This window comes from Butyricimonas sp., assembly GCF_019423355.1.
In the GTDB taxonomy this organism is placed as follows: Bacteria; Bacteroidota; Bacteroidia; order Bacteroidales; family Marinifilaceae; genus Butyricimonas; species Butyricimonas faecihominis.
This window is the reverse complement of the sequence record NZ_JAHZBP010000001.1, coordinates 149654-170370: the sequence shown is the minus strand read 5'-3', so window position 1 is coordinate 170370 and position 20717 is coordinate 149654. Positions and strand designations below refer to the sequence as shown.

At 37.5% G+C, this 20717-nt stretch carries 19 protein-coding genes; all 19 read right to left on the bottom strand.

All coding sequences use genetic code 11. The features are described from left to right. Positions 1 to 94 precede the first annotated feature (94 nt). The gene (locus tag QVC79_RS00720; protein ID WP_118304589.1) at positions 95 to 487 is read right to left on the bottom strand and encodes a LytR/AlgR family response regulator transcription factor; all 393 of its coding nucleotides are present in this window, start codon (positions 485 to 487) and stop codon (positions 95 to 97) included. A gap of 157 nt (positions 488 to 644) precedes the next feature. Next, a complete protein-coding gene (locus tag QVC79_RS00715) occupies positions 645 to 1850 on the bottom strand; it encodes a capsular polysaccharide biosynthesis protein CapF (RefSeq protein WP_124317395.1) in 1206 nt (401 codons plus the stop codon). A 1-nt stretch (position 1851) separates the two neighbouring features. After that, positions 1852 to 3012 (bottom strand): non-hydrolyzing UDP-N-acetylglucosamine 2-epimerase, encoded by a 1161-nt coding sequence (wecB, locus tag QVC79_RS00710; RefSeq protein WP_124317394.1) that lies wholly within the window; start codon positions 3010 to 3012, stop codon positions 1852 to 1854. A 1-nt stretch (position 3013) separates the two neighbouring features. Further along, positions 3014 to 4057, bottom strand: coding sequence for a polysaccharide biosynthesis protein (locus QVC79_RS00705; RefSeq protein WP_124317393.1), 1044 nt, complete (start codon positions 4055 to 4057; stop codon positions 3014 to 3016). Between the two features lie 88 nt (positions 4058 to 4145). Then, positions 4146 to 5387: a DegT/DnrJ/EryC1/StrS family aminotransferase gene (locus tag QVC79_RS00700; protein ID WP_124317392.1), complete on the bottom strand. Its 1242-nt coding sequence runs from the start codon at positions 5385 to 5387 to the stop codon at positions 4146 to 4148. A 5-nt stretch (positions 5388 to 5392) separates the two neighbouring features. Next, a complete protein-coding gene (locus QVC79_RS00695) occupies positions 5393 to 6469 on the bottom strand; it encodes an ATP-binding protein (protein ID WP_124317391.1) in 1077 nt (358 codons plus the stop codon). A gap of 5 nt (positions 6470 to 6474) precedes the next feature. Further along, a complete protein-coding gene (locus tag QVC79_RS00690; RefSeq protein WP_151411991.1) occupies positions 6475 to 7689 on the bottom strand; it encodes a glycosyltransferase family 4 protein in 1215 nt (404 codons plus the stop codon). Further along, positions 7686 to 8726, bottom strand: coding sequence for a CapA family protein (locus tag QVC79_RS00685; RefSeq protein WP_151411998.1), 1041 nt, complete (start codon positions 8724 to 8726; stop codon positions 7686 to 7688). Before QVC79_RS00685 ends, QVC79_RS00690 begins: the two co-directional genes overlap by 4 nt. 12 nt (positions 8727 to 8738) lie before the next feature. Beyond that, on the bottom strand, positions 8739 to 10058 hold the full coding sequence (locus tag QVC79_RS00680) for a phenylacetate--CoA ligase family protein (RefSeq protein ID WP_151412006.1): 1320 nt from the start codon (positions 10056 to 10058) through the stop codon (positions 8739 to 8741). A gap of 5 nt (positions 10059 to 10063) precedes the next feature. Further along, entirely contained in the window at positions 10064 to 11185 is a 1122-nt protein-coding gene (locus tag QVC79_RS00675) for an ATP-grasp domain-containing protein (RefSeq protein WP_124318400.1), read from the bottom strand. Between the two features lie 16 nt (positions 11186 to 11201). Beyond that, positions 11202 to 11891, bottom strand: a complete 690-nt coding sequence (locus QVC79_RS00670; protein ID WP_151412020.1) for a sugar transferase — start codon at positions 11889 to 11891, stop codon at positions 11202 to 11204. Positions 11892 to 11937: 46 nt separating this feature from the next. Continuing rightward, entirely contained in the window at positions 11938 to 13074 is a 1137-nt protein-coding gene (locus tag QVC79_RS00665) for a glycosyltransferase (protein WP_124318426.1), read from the bottom strand. Positions 13075 to 13077: 3 nt separating this feature from the next. After that, positions 13078 to 14358 (bottom strand): lipopolysaccharide biosynthesis protein, encoded by a 1281-nt coding sequence (locus tag QVC79_RS00660; RefSeq protein ID WP_151412027.1) that lies wholly within the window; start codon positions 14356 to 14358, stop codon positions 13078 to 13080. Between the two features lie 2 nt (positions 14359 to 14360). Further along, positions 14361 to 14918 (bottom strand): acyltransferase, encoded by a 558-nt coding sequence (locus QVC79_RS00655; protein ID WP_151412034.1) that lies wholly within the window; start codon positions 14916 to 14918, stop codon positions 14361 to 14363. 4 nt (positions 14919 to 14922) lie between these two features. After that, complete coding sequence (locus tag QVC79_RS00650) at positions 14923 to 16266, bottom strand: O-antigen polymerase (protein WP_270595623.1); 1344 nt, start codon at positions 16264 to 16266, stop codon at positions 14923 to 14925. A gap of 88 nt (positions 16267 to 16354) precedes the next feature. Beyond that, complete coding sequence (locus QVC79_RS00645; RefSeq protein WP_124317400.1) at positions 16355 to 17674, bottom strand: nucleotide sugar dehydrogenase; 1320 nt, start codon at positions 17672 to 17674, stop codon at positions 16355 to 16357. 53 nt (positions 17675 to 17727) lie between these two features. Next, entirely contained in the window at positions 17728 to 18402 is a 675-nt protein-coding gene (locus QVC79_RS00640) for a tyrosine-protein phosphatase (RefSeq protein ID WP_124317399.1), read from the bottom strand. Between the two features lie 17 nt (positions 18403 to 18419). After that, entirely contained in the window at positions 18420 to 19382 is a 963-nt protein-coding gene (locus tag QVC79_RS00635; RefSeq protein ID WP_287642418.1) for a polysaccharide biosynthesis tyrosine autokinase, read from the bottom strand. Positions 19383 to 19388: 6 nt separating this feature from the next. Then, positions 19389 to 20711: a GumC family protein gene (locus QVC79_RS00630; RefSeq protein WP_287642417.1), complete on the bottom strand. Its 1323-nt coding sequence runs from the start codon at positions 20709 to 20711 to the stop codon at positions 19389 to 19391. Between the last annotated feature and the right edge of the window lie 6 nt (positions 20712 to 20717).

Here is a 20717-nt window from a genome sequence, read left to right as displayed (position 1 = left end):
ATTACTACCAACAAAAATAAAAAAATAAACCAACAATACAAAGCGTAATGGGATAAGGTCACCCCACAAGAATGATTAACAAATTTCCTTCCCCTTACATCTCCTTATCCTCTCGCCCCTTTTTCACCCGTCCTAAATCCCAGAAATTAAAACACCCGAAGACCGCCGCTCGGTAAGGTGGACTGACTGGAAGCACGCTCTTGCCGATACAGATCGCTTTCCCGATAAAGCCATCCACTTCGCAAAGGTTCACGATATAACTCCGGTGTACCCGCCGGAACATATCCACGGGCAAAAAAGGCTCCAACATCAAGAGAGGGTAAGCAATCGACAACCGGGGCTTATCCCGACGGTGAATATAACAATAACATCCCGAAGCCTCCACGTACAATATCTCCGAGTAAAAACACCTTTCCCTACGTTCACCCTGACGCACAAAAAAACAGTCTCGCATGAGACCTTTTGTCTGATCATTCGTTTCTTTCATAACGATTATTTTTATATCCCGCAAGATGACCTTTCAACAAAAAATGCCTCACGACAAAACTGTCCGAAAACAAAAAAGGGTATAACGAAAGCGTAAAACCACTTTCGTTATACCCTTTTTAAGAATAATACTATCTCTATCGTCTTTTCAAACCAGATTATTTAATAACCGGATCCCAATAGGTATCCGGATGCGTAGGATCAAAAATTTCATTTGCCCACATCACTGTTACCAAATTTTCTGTTTCCGAAAGATTAATGATATTATGAGTGTAACCCGGAAGCATATGTACTGCCTGAATTTTATCTCCCGAGACCTCGAACTCGAACACATCGTCAGTTCCCTCCTTACGTTCTTGGATCAGTCCATGTCCTGCAACAACAATGAAAAACTCCCACTTGGAATGATGCCAATGTTGCCCTTTCGTTATTCCCGGCTTGGAAATATTGACACTAACTTGACCACACTTTGCAGTATGTAAAAGTTCCGTGAAAGACCCGCGGGCATCAATATTCATTTTAAACGGAAAAGCCACCTTAGATTCCGGCAAATAGCTTAGAAATGTCGAGTATAATTTCTTTACAAAAGAACCGGCAGGAATCTCCGGCATCATCAACGTCAAAGGTTGATCGGCAAATTCATGCAACCTATCTACAATCTCACCGAGAGTCACCTTATGAGTAATAGGGCAGTAACAATAAGTTCCCGTAACAGAAGGCACCACATCCAAGCCGTTAAACTCGCAACGATGTACCTTCCCCTTCAAGGCAGAAATCATCTCCGCCACAAGATCATCAATATAAAGTAATTCCAGTTCAACCGTTGGATCATTCACTTGAATGGGCAAATCATTCGCGATATTATTACAAAATGTCGCTACAGCGGAATTGTAGTTCGGACGACACCACTTTCCAAACAAATTGGGGAAACGATAGACCAACACTTCAGCCCCCGTATCTGTTGCATAATCAAGAAACAAATCTTCTCCAGCCTTTTTCGAACGTCCGTACTCGGAATCACCAAAACGTCCGGTCAATGAAGCCTGTTGGGAAGACGAAAGCATCACCGGACACACGTTCCCATGCCTTTTGAGAGCATCAAGCAACGTGGAAGCAAAACCGAAATTCCCTTCCATAAACTCTTTTTGATTTTGCGGACGATTGACTCCCGCCAAATTAAAGACAAAGTCACACTCCTTGCACCACTCGTCCAACTCCTCTGAAGTAGAATCTACATCATATTCAAAAACTTCGTCAACAACAAGATCTCCCCAACAACGAGATTTCCCGTCCTTGATATTTCTTAATTCGGCACAAAGATTCTTACCTACGAATCCTTTTGCACCTGTAACAAGTATTTTCATGCTAAAACTTTCTCCAAACCATCTTGTTAACAATACCGGTATAAGACTGAATGATTTTCACTACTTTCGTGGAAACATTCTCGTCCACGTAATTTGGAACAGGAATACCATGGTCTCCGTTTTCGTTCATATCAACAGCACATTCTACAGCCTGTAACAAAGAAGCGGAATCAATCCCAGCGATAAAAAAACAAGCTTTGTCTATAGCCTCCGGACGCTCGGTAGAAGTTCGAATACAAACTGCCGGGAACGGGTGTCCCACTGAAATAAAGAAAGAACTTTCCTCGGGCAATGTCCCACTATCAGAAACGACGGCATAAGCATTCATTTGCAAACAATTATAATCGTGAAATCCCAAGGGTTCATGCCGAATCACACGACGATCAAGTTGAAAACCGGAAACTTCCAACCGTTTACGACTCCTTGGGTGACAACTATAAAGAATTGGCATATCGTATTTTTCTGCCATCATGTTTATAGCCGTGAAAAGAGAAAGAAAATTTTTCTCCGTGTCAATATTTTCTTCACGGTGAGCCGAGAGAAGGATATACCTCCCTTTCTCCAATCCGAGACGTTCATGAATATCGGAAGCCTCTATTTCTGCCAAATTCTGATGCAACACCTCCGCCATCGGAGAACCCGTCACGTAAGTACGCTCCTTGGGCAGCCCACATTCCGCAAGATACCTGCGAGCATGTTCACTATAAGCCATGTTAACATCGGAAATAATATCAACAATCCGGCGATTTGTCTCTTCCGGCAAGCATTCATCCTTGCAACGATTACCCGCTTCCATGTGAAAAATCGGAATATGCAAACGTTTCGCACTAATCACACTAAGACAAGAATTCGTATCCCCAAGCACGAGAACCGCATCCGGCCGGGTTGCCACCATCAACTTGTAACTTTTATCGATAATATTACCCATTGTCTCTCCCAAATCCGCCCCCACAGCATCCATATACACGTCAAGATCGGCCAATTTCAAATCTTTGAAAAAAATCCCGTTAAGATTATAATCATAATTCTGCCCGGTATGAGCCAGCAAACAATCAAAATACAGCCTGCACTTATTAATCACGGCAGCAAGACGAATAATTTCCGGTCTTGTTCCCACGATGATAAGTAACTTCAATTTACCGTTATTCTTAAATTCTGCCATATTATTTCTTTTTTGCTAGTTCTTCTTGAATATACTCTAATGCTGCAATTTTCACTTTAGTTTCTTCCAAGCTCAACCGATAGGCGTTATCGGAATTAAATTCCTCGATCGTAACGTGCTCAACATCTCCCTCTGTAAAAAACTTGTCGTAATTCAAATCCCGGTTGTCCGCCGGAACTCGATAAAAATTCCCCATGTCCACCGCCTTAGCACATTCTTCCTTTGTGAGAAGCGTCTCGTACATTTTCTCCCCGTGGCGAATACCAATTACCTTAATATCCTCTTTCTTCCCTCCGAAAAGCTCACAAACAGCTTCCGCCTGAACCTGTACCGTACAAGCCGGTGCTTTCTGCACGAGAATATCTCCATTTGCTCCATGCTCAAAAGCAAAAAGAACAAGATCAACCGCTTCATCCAGACTCATGATAAAACGAGTCATCGATGGCTCCGTGAGAGTAATGGGAAGTCCTGCTCGAATTTGTTCGATCCAAAGCGGGATAACGGAACCGCGGGAACACATCACGTTACCGTAACGCGTACAACAAATTTTTGTTTTATCAGGATTACACAAGCGACTTTTGGCTACAGCCACCTTTTCCTCGATGGCTTTGGTGATCCCCATTGCATTTATCGGGTATGCAGCTTTATCCGTGGAAAGACAGATAACGCTCTTCACCCCACTCTCGATTGCCGCAGTCAACACGTTATCCGTACCGACCACGTTCGTACGAACAGCTTCCATCGGGAAAAACTCACACGAAGGAACCTGTTTCAAGGCCGCCGCATGAAAAATATAATCTGTACCCGGCATTGCAGCGCGCACGCTCTCCAACGAGCGAACATCTCCAATATAAAATTTAATTTTATGCGCTACCTCTGGAAACTTTGCCTGGTATTCGTGCCTCATATCATCCTGTTTCTTTTCATCCCGGGAGAAAATACGAATCTCTCCAATATCAGTACGAAGGAATCTTTTCAACACGGCATTACCAAAACTACCGGTACCACCGGTAATCAATAAAACTTTGTCTTTAAAAATGGACATGATAATATTTTATTATTAATATTTTATCTAAAAAATTTTCTTATGCCACAAATTCTTTCTCCCTTTTCCAACAACCTGAGTTATTCTATTAATCAATACTCTCCTTGATTTTCTCTACAATATACTCCACATCACTATCAGAAACATAAGGACCACTTGGAAGACAAAGTCCCCTCTTAAATAAACTTTCACTTATTCCATTCGTGTAAGATACTGCTGTTTTATAAACCGGTTGTTTGTGCATCGGTTTCCACAAAGGACGACTTTCAACATTTACGCTATCAAGCATTCTACGCATAGCTTCAACATTCGGATTTGGCTCACAATCTGTATGTAAAGTTGAAGCAATATGTGTTACACCAGCTGCTCCCCCAACAACCCCTTGAATCATATTCTTATAAGCATCTTTTTCTCCTTTCACTTGTAACTTTGGATCAAGAATAATAGTACAAAGCCAAAAATTACTATCATAACGAGGAGATGGGTTTTCATGCAAAGCAATGCCGTCCACATCTTTAAACAATTCCCGATAAAGAGATTGAATATGTTTATGATGAGCAATATGATCTGCAGCCACAAACATCTGCCCGCGACCAATTCCAGCACAAATATTACTCATGCGATAATTATAACCTATTTTTTCATGCTGATAATAAGGGTATGATTCACGTGCCTGTGTCGCATAAAACATAATTTCACGTTTATCCTCATCATTAGCACAAATTAAAGCACCTCCTCCACTGGTCGTTATCATTTTATTACCATTAAATGATAAAACTCCATATCTCCCATAGGTACTAAGCATACGGCCATCAAACTTAGAGCCAAATCCCTCTGCGGCATCTTCAATTACAGGAATATCATAACGATTCGCTATTTCCATGATTCGTTCACAATCATATGGCATACCATAAAGAGCTACAGGAATTATGGCTTTAGGTTTACGTCCTGTTTGAACTATACGGTCTTTAATAGCTATTTCCAATAACACAGGATCCATATTCCACGTATCTAATTCAGAATCCACGAAAACGGGAGAAGCTCCAAGATAAGTAATTGGGTGACTAGAAGCACAAAACGTAAACGACTGCACAATCACCTCGTCACCTTGTCCTACCTTACAAGCCAATAATGCTAAATGTAAAGCTGCAGTACCTGCTGAAAGGGCTACCACCCGCCTATCTCCTCCTATGAATCTCTCAAGATCTGCCTCAAAGCCATTAACATTAGGACCAAGAGGTACAACCCAGTTCGTATCAAACGCTTCTTTTATAAATTTCTGCTCTTCACCACTCATGTGTGCCAAACAGAGATAAATACGTTTTTCCATTTTATCTATATTTGAAAAGGATAATTGAAGACTTCTTCACTCTCTAAAACAATGGGTTCTACATCTACATCACGCAAAAAAACATATGGTTTTTCATAATGATAATAAGGAACTCTCTCAACCCTATCACAATTTCCATCTTCCATAATCTTAATTGTATCTTCAATAAGATTGAAACCTACATGAGCCATAACCCCAGTATATGCCATATGTCGAATATTCACTTCCGTAACTTTCATATTACCATCCTTGTCTTCCTTTAAATCAAAAGAAAGAATACCATGTGCAGATACTCCAAGTTTCTTTTCTAAATACTTAACACAATCATCACAAAACTTATTAATATGATCTTCATTAAGGAAACGTCCGAAATGAGTATTACCTGTAACATGGGAAGGTGCCGTATTGGCCATCACATATTCTACACATTCTAGAGCGGCACCCTTTATATATTCTCCGTTATAATAAAGCATCTCGTTAGCAAGATGACGCCCTGTAAGGAATTCACTTACCGTAAACTCTTGAATTTTAGAGTTGATAAACAACCAACTTTTATAACTACTAATATCATCGAGACGAAGAGACCCTAATCCTCCTGTTCCGTTAGTTGCACGAATCCAACAGGGAAAACCAATAACCTTTTCTACATCTTCATAGCGCGGATTATCCTGTGTAACCTTGATAGTCTTAGGAATGAATTTCGTCCCCTCAAGAAGTTCCGCCATGATAGCCTTATCTTTCAACGAAACAGAAAGCAATTTACACCCCATAAACACGGGACATGGAAATCTACCATTCTTCTCATAATAGTCTCCCCACTCAACAATTTCACTCTCAGGTTGTACAAAAGCGTAATCAATATTCTTTTCTTTAACAAGTTTCTCTATCCAAGGGAAGTATTCTAAGGTATTACAACGAGGACAGATAAAATATTCGTCCAAAAGTCCTTCCATGAAAAAACCGACAGCTTTTTTCTCTATATCACAACCGATGATTTTATAATCAGGATGGTTTTCACGAATAATACCGGCAAGAGAACGAGGTGTTAACCCACCGATACCTGTAACAAGAATTGTTTTCATATTTTTTAACTTTTAAAATGATTCATAATAATACGGTAGCCATTTTCCACAGAATAATTTTCTTTTAGAAACGTCCACCCCTTACGTCCCATCGCTTCCCTATCAGCATGAATAAAATTATCTACAATAATGGCAAATCCCTCAATATCATTACTATTGCAACAAAATCCGAAACCATTATTTTTAGCAATTATACCAATATCTGTATTTGAATCTGTTGCAAGTAAAACAGGTATTCCTGAAGCTAAATAATTCAATAGTCTCGAAGGATAATTCGGAATTGTAAAACGATGATCGAGGAATATCATGCCAACATCACTTTGGTCAGCAATATCTTGATATTCTTCTTTAGGCATATAAGCTAACAACTTTGCATTGAATAAATTTTGTGTTTTAATAAAAGTTTTTAACTTATTATATTCAGAACCCTGTCCAATTATAAGGAAAAATACTTTTTTATTGTCCTTCTCTTTTTCCAAACAACGCATCAAAAAATCAATGCCTTGAGGTCTTCCAAGATTTCCTCCATATAAAAAGAGAAGCGCTCCTTCAGGAATGCCGTATCGATGTTTTATCTTTGAATTAATTTTTTTAAATTCTGGTATTTTCGAAGGAATTGCTAAACAATTGGGACAAACTTCAATTTTATCTAGCGATATTTCTCTATTATGGCTTAAAACATAATTAACATTTGCAGGAGACATACAACCAATGAAATCTGATATCCTGTATAATTTCTTTTCTTTATTCCGGAAATGCCTATATATCAATCCCTTTACTCCTTTTGTTCCCATCATACCCAAATCCACAGCATTTTGAGGGAAAATGTCTTTCAATAAAAGATAAGTTTTAGCCTTAGTTTTCTTTTTAACAAACTTAATCGTATTAACCAAAGTTATAGGAGGAGTCGGATATAAAATAAGATCAAATTTAATATCACCATAATATTTCTTTATAGCTTTTTTAAATTTTAGATCAATTGTTAATGTTGATATCCCTTTCTCAAAAATCCCTATATTGCCCGTAATATTTCCTGTAGATATTCGCAAAACCGTAATCCCTCTAGAATCAGAAATACCTATCTCCTCTGAATTCCGTTTTTCTTTTGCACAAGCAACATATATATGATTTCCGTTTTTTTGAAAAACACGTAACAAATCCTCATAAAAACTTTTATGGAAAGGCGTACTAAATGACAATGCTAAAAATAATACATTCATCTTTTCAATATACTTAAAATAAAACGTAACACTCGTACCCTAAAAATTGCCCATCTTTCCTGAATTTGGTATTTAACTCCTGAATATTCTACATATACAGGCACTAAAAACTTTTTACTCCTATGTTTTTTAAAAAAACTAATATACTGCTCTGTTGACATCGTTTTAAATAAAGACAATTCGCTTATTTTAGGTCCTCTCATACTTTCCTCTTGAACGAAAGAAACGATTTCATCATTTTTGTCAGTATTAAACCATAAGATACGATTTTCGTCATCATTAACTTTTAAAGCATAAGTCTCTTTTGAAAAACTAGGAAATACAAGTTTACCATTAAAGTAACAATTAGATGGCAAATAAAAATTTCCTAATCCATACGCAATCGGTTTCCCCTTATAAAACTCAGCACCTTGCGGACAATGAGAATGACAACCAACTACACCTGCAACTCCTAGATCAATCAAATCTCTTGAAATATTCCGATGCATCGGCATAATCCACTTTTCAAGGTCATAATTCCAATGCATAAAACAATACACTTTAGTTAAAGGCTTGAGTAAAATATAGTTTTTAACGACTTCTATAAACTCATCATATGGCTTATCAACCACACAGGTATTATTCTCCTGATTTGAATTCGTTCTTGTATATAGCCTCCAACAATGACCAAAAAATGCATAATGTCGACCTCGATCTTCATATTCATATGGAAGAATTAAGCCATCATTTTCGCATATTCCAAAAACACCAATGTTATTTTGTTCCAAATAATGTTTTGTACGCTGAATTAACGCAGGATAATCATACATGTGATTATTTGCCAATGATACGATTACTTTCCGGGCTTTACTAAAGGCTTGAACAATTTGTGGTGAATTAAAAAGAGTAAGAGTACGTTCGATCTCTTGGGGTTCCAAAATATTAGCCTCAAGATTAAAAATAACAATCTCATTATCAAACACGTTTATTCTATTAACACAATCAACAAACGATTGTATTTTCTCTTCGGGACAAGCGATATCGCCTAAAAATATCATAATAGAATCTAGTTACGAAAACATTTCGTTTAAAATATATTTTTTCTTCCCTGATTTTGCAGTAGAAATAGTACTGAGATATTTTATACTCAAGAATGCATCTTTACCAACAATTACATGAAGTTCATCAATCATTTTTTTCTCATTAATAGAGCCATTTTCTATCACCAAACGCATTTCATAGGTTTTACAAGCAATCTGGGCAAATTGAAATTGTTTTATATTTTGATATCTCCACATTAGATTAGTAATAGAATGGGGAGACAGAGCTTTACCTTCAGAATCAAATATCATATCTACGATTCTTCCACCAAAAGACCCAATAGCTTTACGAGTTACTCCGTGTTCTTTTACTATTGTCCATGCACCAACATCCCCAGTATCATACCTTATCATAGGCATAGCATAATTATATAAATCTGTAACTACAATTCTTCCAACTTCATTAAGCTCCGCAGATTCCTCAGAATCCAATTTTAAAATTTCGATATAATAATTAGCTCTATTAGGAATAAAGATGTTGTTTTTTGTATAATCTTGACCTAAAAAACCATTTTCTTCATTGGCATAACGTGAAACACATTTACAATGGAAAGCTTGCTCTAATGACATACGTGTATTATCAAACAACATTTCAGAACCTCCCACAATCCCACTAATATTACACCCCTGCGCTTTTTCATGACCAAACTTATCAAAATATCTCCTAAAAGCATCAAGAGTAGAAGAATACCCCATCAACATAGCATCACAATTCTTCGTGTATTTTCGGATGAAGTTCAACTTTTTCTCTATTCCATCATCACTTAAGTCTTGACAATCTAATAAATAAATATTCTGAAAAATCTGTTGTATCACAGATTTATTACATTCTCCAACAATAGAGCGCAAATAAATTATTCGTTTCCCGATCTGATAATTAACTTTACCATTATAATATAAAACTTCAGCATATACATGACGTCTTTTACCTAAATCTTGGTAACAAACAAAAGGGGTGCCTGTTGATCCACTTGTCGACATTGGAAACAACTTTTCTTTTTGATAGGCAATAGAAAGATGTTTACTATAATCTTCCCGATAGTCATTCTTTTTAAGAATTGGCCAATCACAAAGTTTTAAGGAATCTATTTTTCCGTAGATAGGTACTGTATTCTGGCAATGTTTTAATAATTTTATAAGTTGTTTTTGTTGATAAGAAAAAACTTCTTCATCATTCCATTCCGAATTCTCACACTTCTCAAGAATTGTTAAAGCCTCTTTTACTGCAGAACCTTTCAAACGATCAAGAAACCAAAATGACTTATTCCGACAAAATTCTAATAGCCGCATATAACTTATTTTTTTATAATATAGTACCCTGCACGATCGGCACTCTTCAAAATAGGAGTTTCATTTATAGATCTCATTTTACTAAAACGCCAAATGATTTCTGGATTTTCTTTTTTAAGATTCTCAAACTTTATCAAATCTTCTTGACACATAATATAATGAATTTCTGCTATTTTAGGCTTACCTACTTTTGTAAAATCTGGAACTTTCCCACAACAAATATTTATTACCATCCCCATAAAATCATAACCAGAGGAAAGAGGTGTAAGATCTGTACCTATACAATCTCCCCCCATACGGGTAGCAATTTCCATAAAATAAATTTTTCCATCTGAAGCAATGCGAAATTCAGGATGAACAGCACCATATTCTATTTTCATTGCCGCAAAAGCCTTATAAAGAATCCGTTCTATCTTTTTAAACATCTCAGGCTCTAAAAGTGCGGGCTGACGATGCCCAATTTCAACAAAATGAGGAGCTCCAGTTGTATGCTTTTCTGTGATAGCTAACAACTTATACTTTCCTTCGTACGCTATACTTTCTCCACTATACTCAGGACCTTCGATAAATTCTTCAAGAATAACTTCTTTTGTTTTTGACCATCCCAAAGCATAATCAAGAGCTTTTTCTAAATCTCCTTTTTTATCAATTTTAAATACGCCACGACTTGAACTTAAATCTACTGGTTTACAAATTAGAGGATAAATAAATTCAGAAGTCGCTGCATAAATATCTTCAATAACACTTTTTTCTGTAACAAGCATAAAATTGGGACTATCAATACCTCCTTCTTTCATTACTTGACGCATGAGATACTTATTTGTAGAAATCTTCTCCGTCCACTCACTATTACAAGGAATTCCCATCTTACGTAACAGAAAATTCATTGGATGCATTGCAAGTTCTGAACAAATAGAAACTACACCACACGGATGCAATTTCTGACATTCTTTCCACAGTCTGTCATAATCTAAGATATCAACAGGATGAAAAAAATCGGCTGTAATCTCACCGATCTCTCCCCTCTGTAAACCAAAGACATGAGTCTCATATCCTAATTCTTTGGCACGAACTATAACAGGATTCTGATACTCATTCGTACCTAGAATCATCAAACGATTATTCATATTTATTGATAATGTATTATTTATTGAAATGAGGTACATTATATCCACCCCATTTTAACCGAATCTTTTCCACATATTCAATTTTCTCTGGCCGTTGAATTTTACGCACAAGATGAAGTCCTCCTTCCTCCGTCACAGAGGGAATACCAATATCATTTTGTCTTGCCACCTTGAAAAAAGTCCTCCAAAGAATTTTAACATCATTTATTAATGATATTTCTTTAACATATTTACAATCATAGGCAAAACGGTCATCCCATCTACATAATGCACGACCATTTATCTGCGCCAAACCTGTAATTCCCCCACGAACCGTATGACGTAAACTTTCTTCAGGTGTATAATATGGTAAATAAAATGGATAGAGAGGACGAGGACCTACCAAACTCATATCTCCCTTAATAACATTTATTAACTCTGGAAGTTCATCAAGACTAGAATTTCTTAAAAAATCACCAAATTTTGCAAACCGATCCGTATCTGGCAACAAATTCCCATTTTCATCTCGAGAATCCAACATGGTTCTAAATTTTATCATTTTAAAAGGCTTTTCGTCTTTACCGATTCTCACCTGTTTAAAAAAAATTGGTGACCCAAGTTTATGTTTAACAAGAAGACACAACACAAGAAAAAGTGGTGATATACAAATAAAACCAAATAATGTAATGATAAAATCTATACTACGTTTAAAATATTTTTTATACATACTAATAAATTATTGATTCTTTCTAGAAAATACAATCCTATAAAATTTATTTGTATAGTAACGTGAAATCTGGATTTTCCCCCAATATCCACTGATATAACTGCTTATTCTTCATTCCCACTTTTGAATAGTCATATTTATCATTGACATACATATGCCCTTTTTGCCCCATTTCAAAAAGTTTCTCTTCTCCTAATTGAATAGCTGTTTCTATTGTTAATACAATATTCTCAACGGAAAGCTCAACACACCAACCTATTTTATTCGTATTCAACTCTTCCCAAGGAGTTCCTGTTGTTGTTATTACGGGAATACCACATGCTAAAGCTTCGGCTATTACCATCCCAAAGTTCTCACTATATGTAGGAAGCACAAATAAAGAAGATTCACAATACAATTTTCGTTTCATTTCACCAAAAACAGGAGGAATAATCGAAACACTTGAATCAAGATAATTATTTTTAATTAATTCTTTAAGATAACTTATGTAATTCTCTTCACCATTACCCGCAATAACAACATTCCAATCTTTATATTTTCCAGTTAATCTCTTCCACGATTCGATAAGTATTTCAATCCCTTTTTTAGGATGAATTCTAGACAAAAAAAGAATTTGTTTCTTTATCTCATCTCTATCCTCAAAAGTCCTACATTTGTATTCAGAAATATCAATTCCATTAGGGATAACTGCAATAGGATTTGTAAAACCAAGTGCCCGTAAATGAACTGCTTCTAAATTTGCTGTTGCTAAAATTGCATTCGCATTCTGAATATCAAAACGTTGATACAATAACATTGCCAGTTTCTTTTTCCACTTTTTTTGTGATAAACTCCATGGTTCTAATGCCCCCCTTGGAGTTATTATATATGGAATACCATATTTTCTCGCTATAGATGCAACATAATGATAAATTGGAATCCAAATACCTTGTATATGAACAATATCATATTTATCTATTAATATTTCTTGTTCCAATTGCTTATAAGTAATATTGTAGGGTAGTATTTTTAACCTTACAGCTGGAAATCCTTCCAATGCATGAAAATTCATATCAATTGTTTCTCTTGTCATTAAAAATGTATCACATCCAACTTTTGATACACCCTTAGCTAAAATAGGGACACTACGAGAAGGCCCCCCTTCACTTTTATCGTTTGTTGACGTAAATATGCAAACTCTCATATTTTATATTCCACTATTAACAATCAATGAGTTATCATGTCTTTTACACAAAAGAAAATATCCAAACCAAATAAAAGAATACAGAAAAGAATAAGCTACAGATATTGACCATAAAAATGTCGTCACGGGAAATTTAAAAAATTTACAACATAAATAAATCCCAATAGCAGCTATAACTAAAAAAAGTACCATATAAAATTCTATCTTTTGTTTTCCAAAAATGGTGAACAAACCAGCAAAAGAAGTAACAACCAACCTAATTGCATACATTAAACATAAACACCTAATGTATTCTCCAGCAACTTCATAGCCAGGGCCAAAGATAAAACGTGCAAAAATGGGTGCGATAATATACAATATCCCAAAACCCACCAAAGATATTCCTAGTAACCCTGCAGAAATTTTTAATAAAGTTTTTATTGTGGGTTTTCTTAAAGAGACATCTTCACTTATTTGCCTGTAACATACTTTACTGACATTAGCTGCTATAAAAATAAGAGGAATTTCTAACAATCGAACTCCAGCAGAATAATACCCCAAAGTTTCTGATGCATACAAAGATGTTATAAAAATAATTACTAACGCAGACGAGAAATTATTTAGGAATTGGGCGGGAACTAGATATAATATCTGATTTTTTCCTTTACCAAGTATTTCTTTCATTTTTTTGGGTGAAAGAAAAGATCGTTTTTTCAATTTTCCCCTATAGTCTTTCGTTTGTCTAAATATACCAAAAACAGGAGCACAAGCATAACCTAAAATTTGACCAATAATCCCCCATTGAAATAACCCTGAAATTACTTGAATAACAGCTCTTGAAACCTCTCGAACAATTCCTATCACACCTATTAACTTATATTGACAGTATCTATTATTATAACTAACAAGTAAATAACGGACTCCGTTCGTAAATACCATAACAGGTACCATGAAAATAATAGGACCATATTTATTGAAAATATTAGGACCTATAAAATAAGCACAAAAAATGACAAGAAAATAAATGATAGATACTCCCAACGCAATAACTATACTTAAATCTGTAACATATTGAGCCTCATCATCGGAATCCTCTGAAACAATTAACATATCAAGTTTTAAAGAAGCTACCGGTATCGCCATATTAGCTAAACTCACCAAAAACGTGTATATACCTAAAGTCTCAGCAGAAATCAAACGAGTGAGGATAGGCTGAGCTATAATATTTATTGATTGGGCCACAACCGTGGTCGCACTCATCAAAAAAATATTATGAAAAACTTTGTTTTGGCGCAATATACTCATTGCTATTCTATAATTTTCAACAACTTAGCAGGATTCCCTGCTATAACACAATGCCCAGCAGGAAAAGATTTAGTTACAACAGAACCCGCTCCAACTATTGTGTTAGGCCCCAAAGATACACCCGGTAAAATCACACTATTCATTCCAATCCATGTATTATCACCAATATAAACAGGTTTTCCTATTTCATGTTGTTCTGGATCTAACAAATTATGATTAGCTGTAATTATTCCTGTATTTTGCCCAATCCATACATTATTCCCAATATTAATCGTAGCAAACGCTTGGAAATAGCACCCAGGCTGTTGGAAAACATTGATGGAATTAACATGAAACAAAATTTTATCCCCCCCTAGTATCATGGTATTTTTACCAACAGGCCAATTTACATTTTGACGATGTAAAAAATACAAACGTGGGATAGCCCTAATTGCCCACCAATATCCCATCCGGTGTTTTTCGAAAAATTTTCCTTTTAGATATTTGGGATTATAAAACAAAGAACAAAATAGTTTCAAGAAAAAAGTCGTTATTCTATGATATATAAGTTGTTTGATCATATTATTAATGCAATTTATTAACTGTAAATTGTATCACTGAAAGTATAACAAAAGCCATTACTAATTGTACTATACGAAGAGATGAAAGTTCAAAAGTAAAAAGCATTAACGTATAGAATATTACAAATAAAAAACTATAATTTGTTTTGATCATTTTATTATAAACACTTCCAATAATGATTCCCACCAACCACATTCCAATCAAAACACCTAAAGATCCAAAATTTGCATACATTGCCCCTACGGTTTCCAATGGCCATGATGATCCATCTAATTCATGTACAGGCATTGGAGGCAATAATCCATCTCGACCATTAGCTATAGAATATAAATACATTCCATCATCCACAGGAGGTTTATCAGAATAAAAAGATGAAGGAATAAACGCCGTAAATAAACCTTTGAATGAAGTTCCATACCACTTTTGATGAGTTTCAAAATAATTAATTATTGCTACGTAAAAAGGAACATAAGATTCACCTGCTATTGCTCTAGCTAATCCTCCATCTACATTTTCCGTATAAAATGCAACAGGGCTGTTTATGAATTGCATATACGCTCCCTCTTGCCTAAATTTTGAATATGTCGTAAAAAACAAATACACAAATAATATTCCAATAATATATTTAGGACGCAAAATTTTTTTTATTCTTATTCTTTTTACAACAAAGTGATAAATAACTATACTCTCTACTACAAGCATCAACAAGGCCTTTCTTCCCCCTAATCCTACCATTAATCCTGCAAAAATGATCAATATGATATCAATAAATCGTATTTTACCTTTCGTCCATCTTTTAGAATAGATAATTAAAAGCGGTGCATAATTTAACAATGAAAGAAGATAAGATTCAAAATCTAAATCTCTTACTAAGTAAGTTCTATATTGTAAATTTGAAAAAAAATAAGCAACACCTCCTGTTTTAGACATAATCAGAAAAAATCCCAATATCCCCAATAAATAAAAAATAATTCCCCAAGTTTTATAAATCCGAATATTTTCATGATCAAGTCGACCAATCTCATTTTGAGACATTTGAATATCTGCAATTTTCAAATATCGATTTGCAACCACCTTGATACCAAGTAATACTAATACATATCCCAAAGACTGCAAAATGATATAACAAAAAAACGAGGTATCTGAATATAAAGCATTCTTTAAAAAAATATCATCAACTATTGAAATATTCGTCGGTATAGCATATATAATCGTTGGTAAAACTATCTTAACTATATATAATAACGTATATGCATTAAGTGGAGAAAAAACATCATGTTTTCTATTTCTTATTAAATAAAATAATAATACAGGAAATATTATAATTATAACTGCAAATAATCTCATCATTTTATTAAAAATCAGTGCATACAGAATTTATAAATTAAAGTACAATATCTTGCAATCATAATTCCTCTCTATTTCTTTCTTATATTTAATCACAATGGAATATATCCCGAGTATAAACTTTATCTTCAACATCCCTAAGAGTGTCATCAAAACGGTTAGCAATGATAGCTTTGCTCATCGCTTTGAATTTGGTAAAATCATTAATAATCTTGCTACCAAAGAAAGTTTCGCCATCTGCAAGAGTTGGCTCATAAATGATTACGTTTGCCCCCTTTGCCTTTATTCGCTTCATGATGCCTTGGATAGCGGATTGACGAAAATTATCAGAGTTCGCTTTCATTGTCAAGCGATAAACCCCAATAATGCAAGCATGCTCTTTACTCGAATCCCATTGTCCGTTTTCACCGTAATAACCTGCCTTTCGTAATACAGCATCAGCAATATAATCTTTGCGAGTTTTATTTGACTCCACGATAGCAGACATCATGTTCTGTGGTACATCTTGGTAGTTAGCTAACAATTGCTTGGTATCCTTCGGCAAGCAATATCCCCCGTAACCAAAGGAGGGATTATTGTAATGTGTACCGATACGGGGATCTAACCCCACTCCCTCAATGATAGCCTTAGAATCAAGTTCCTTCATCTCAGCATACGTGTCAAGCTCATTGAAATAACTCACTCGCAAGGCAAGATAGGTATTGGCGAAGAGTTTCACGGCCTCAGCCTCTTTCATGCCCATGAAGAGCGTGTCAATATTCTCTTTAATAGCACCTTCCTGTAAAAGCCCTGCAAACGTTTGGGCCGCTTCTCTTAGCATCTCGACATCAGTCACGGCCTTTATCGCCTCGTTCTCTTTGACAAATTCAGGTTTGTCTATAATTTTGGGATAACCTACAATGATTCTGCTTGGATAAAGATTATCATACAAAGCCATACTTTCACGCAAAAATTCTGGAGAAAAGAGTAAATTAAACTTTTTTACCCCCTTTTGAGCGTACTTGACATAGAGATTACGAGTGTAACCCACGGGAATAGTACTCTTGATAACCATCACCGCATCGGGATTCACCTCCAACACCAAGTCAATCACATCTTCTACGCGAGAGGTATCGAAATAGTTTTTCTCCGGATCATAATTGGTCGGAGTAGCTATTACTACGAAATCTGCATCCTTATAAGCGTCCTTACCATCGAGGGTTGCCACAAAGTTCAAGGGTTTCTCTGACAAATATTTCTCGATATAATCATCTTGAATCGGGGAGATTCTGTTGTTTAGTTTTTCCACCTTTTCAGGTATCACGTCTACCGCCTTCACTTGATGATGTTGGGACAACAATGTCGCTATACTTAAGCCAACGTAACCGGTTCCGGCCACGGCAATTTTTATATCTTTAAACTTGTTCATGACGTGAATATTCATTATTTCTATTTATATTCATTTTAATCAAACAATTACTATCAACCTTTTAAAAATTCTCCAATAGCCTCTACATGCCTCATCCCGTGCACATCCCCCGCATAATAATCGATCATCCCCGCATCATGTAACCTTTCCGCACCCCGTTGTGCCTCCTTCCCGTAATACCCTGCGAACGACAGAATATTCACCTGTAACCGACAATTCTTGTTCTTCAACTCCTCCCCGTGTCGAACGATATCATCCGCCCAGAAAACGTACCGCTCTGGATGAGCCAACACCACTTCATACCCCCTGGTCTGTAATTCGAACACTACCTGATCAAAAAAAGGTGAGGGAGATAAAAAGTTATGTTCCACCAGTACCCGTTTCTCGTCCCCGGACAGGATCTCTCCCCGTTCGATCAAACTCAACATGTACTCCCCGACACGATACTCGGCTCCCAAATCCAATTCTATCTCTATTCCCTCCTTTTGCAAACCAGCTCGAAGATCTTCCAACAAGGGATAAAGATTTTCCCGTCCATTCATCAAGGCAGGAAAATAAACGTGGGAGGTGCATGTCACTCGTTTCACGCCCAAACTAGATAAGCCTTTCAACACTATGATTGACTCCCCATAAGTCCTAACCCCGTCATCTACTCCGGGTAGAACATGCGAATGAATATCATGGGTATAATCAAAATGTACCTTCTCCCGTTTTCGAAACCACCACATGACTATAACTTACCCTCTTATCTATTTTGCTTGTTGTAATAATTACCGTAACCGTACTTGTAATAGTGTATTCTCCTAGACACACCGTTAACCAGCACCCCGCAATTCGTCACGTGATGCTCGCTTTCCAGTACTCGCAAGGAAGATAACACCCCTCGCGGCAACACGTTCAAGCGAACGACACACAAACAAGCGTCCGCTTGCTTGACCATCGTCAAGGCATCCGCTAGAATTCCCACCGGGGGAGTATCTAGGATAACGCAATCATATTCCCCCTTCATCTCCTCCAACAATGTCTTGAACCTATCACTTGAAAGCAAAGCTACCGGGTTCGGCGGGACATCTCCCCCAAACAACACGCTTAAATTTTCTCCTAGCGAATGTACCAGCCGTCTCCATTCCGGTTCCATTCCTGCCAGATAAGCCGACAAGCCACGGGAGTAATCCTTATGAAGATACGAGTGTAACTGCGGATTTCGCAGATCACAACCGACCAATAACGTCTTTTTACCCGCCCTCGCATAAGCCTTCGCCAAGTGAGCAGCCACCAGTGTCTTCCCCTCCCCGGGTACCCCGGAAGTCACCAACAATACGGGACAGGCTTTCTCACCCAGCATATAGTTCAATTTCTCCCGGATCACTTGCATCGATTCCGACACGGAAAAATTTTCCCGTAACAGGGTAACCTCTTCTTGAGGTAGCTCAGGTATATCTCCCAGCACAGGGAACGGTAGTGCCCGTTTCACCTCGTCGATAGAACGAACTTTATCGTTCAGCATATCCAGCAAGAGGATAATCCCGACCGGGATGCCCACGCCCAGAAACAACCCCACGAGCATGATCAACGCCTTTTTAGGCTCTACAGGAGCACTACCCGCAGACGGATCCTCTATAATTTTAGCCGTCGCCACGTAGATCAATTTAGCGATCTCCGCCTCCTCCCGTTTTTGCATCAAGAAGAGGAAAAGGTTCTCCTTCAATTCCTGTTACCGGGCGATATCTCGATACTGTTTCTCCTGCGTGGGAACGGAAGTTAACATCTCGTTCACCGACGCATTCTCTTTCTCCACGCTCTTCAACTTGATCAACAGACCACTCTCCACGTTGGTAATTGTCTCTTGTATGTTCTTTTTTAATCCTTGCAACTGGGAGTTTAGCCCGATCACGATCGGATTGCTCTCGCTAGCACTCTGCAGCAACTTGCCCCGACGCAACACCATCTCGTTATAACGAGTGATCCCCGCATTCAAACCCTCGTCCGAGAGACCCAAGTTTTCCGGCAACAGCGAGAACTCTTCCGCCCGTTTCTGCGTGATCGCCGCCCGGATGCTTCGCAACACGTCCAGCTCCGTTTGCAATTTCATCAACTCCGCCTCCGACTGTTTCTTGCGTTCCATCACGAAAGCGGCATCCGAGGTGATATCCGTTAATTTATTCGTCTTCTTGAAGTCTTCCGCCCGTCGTTCGATCGTTCCCAACTCTTGGTTGATCACGTCCAGCCGCTCGTTGATGAACTCCACCGTCGCCTCTGACACGATCCTCTTGTTATCGATACCGTTCTGGTTATACCGCTTGACAAGAGCATTAATCACCGCAATTCCTCTCGCCGGTACGGCGTCTTTCAAGGAGACCAATACGGAGTTCGTGTTCTTTACCAAGATTTGCACGTTCAAGTTTTTTGAAAAAACATCTGTCGTTTTTCGAAAACTAGACAGGTCCACCCGGATTTTTTCCTTGGAAGTAACTTTCCTATTAGGCTCGATCGAGAGGTTATAGTCTCCCATAGGAACACTCTCCGAGTAGTGACCGCTCCACATTTTCTCCCCGTCAAGGTTCATCAATATCACGAGGTTCGCCGTGTCCAACAACACGTGAAAAGACGTGTCCCGGATCTCCCCGGGATTATCCACAAGAACTTTCACCGGCGAATCGTTATAAAGTTCTCGGTCACGCAAGAAACCTTCACGGACGTAACGGACGTTCAAGTCCAGTTCCTCCACGACCTCCCGCATCAGGTTCTTCGACTGTAGCTCCACGATCTCGTTCTCCACAAACATATCCGCCGCCGCCAAGCCCAGCTCTTTCATCATCACGTTCGTTCCCAGTTCCCCCTTTTTCGAGTCGCTGATCATCACCTTACCCGTCACGTTGTAAATAGGCACTCGGCTCTGGCATATCAACAAAGCGATGACCAAACACAAAGGCACCGACACCGCAAACCAACGCCAACGGGTGATAAACTTTTCAACTAATACTTTTATATCTATACTTTCGGACTCACGTTCCCTGTTCAAGTTATTCTCTTCCATGTAATT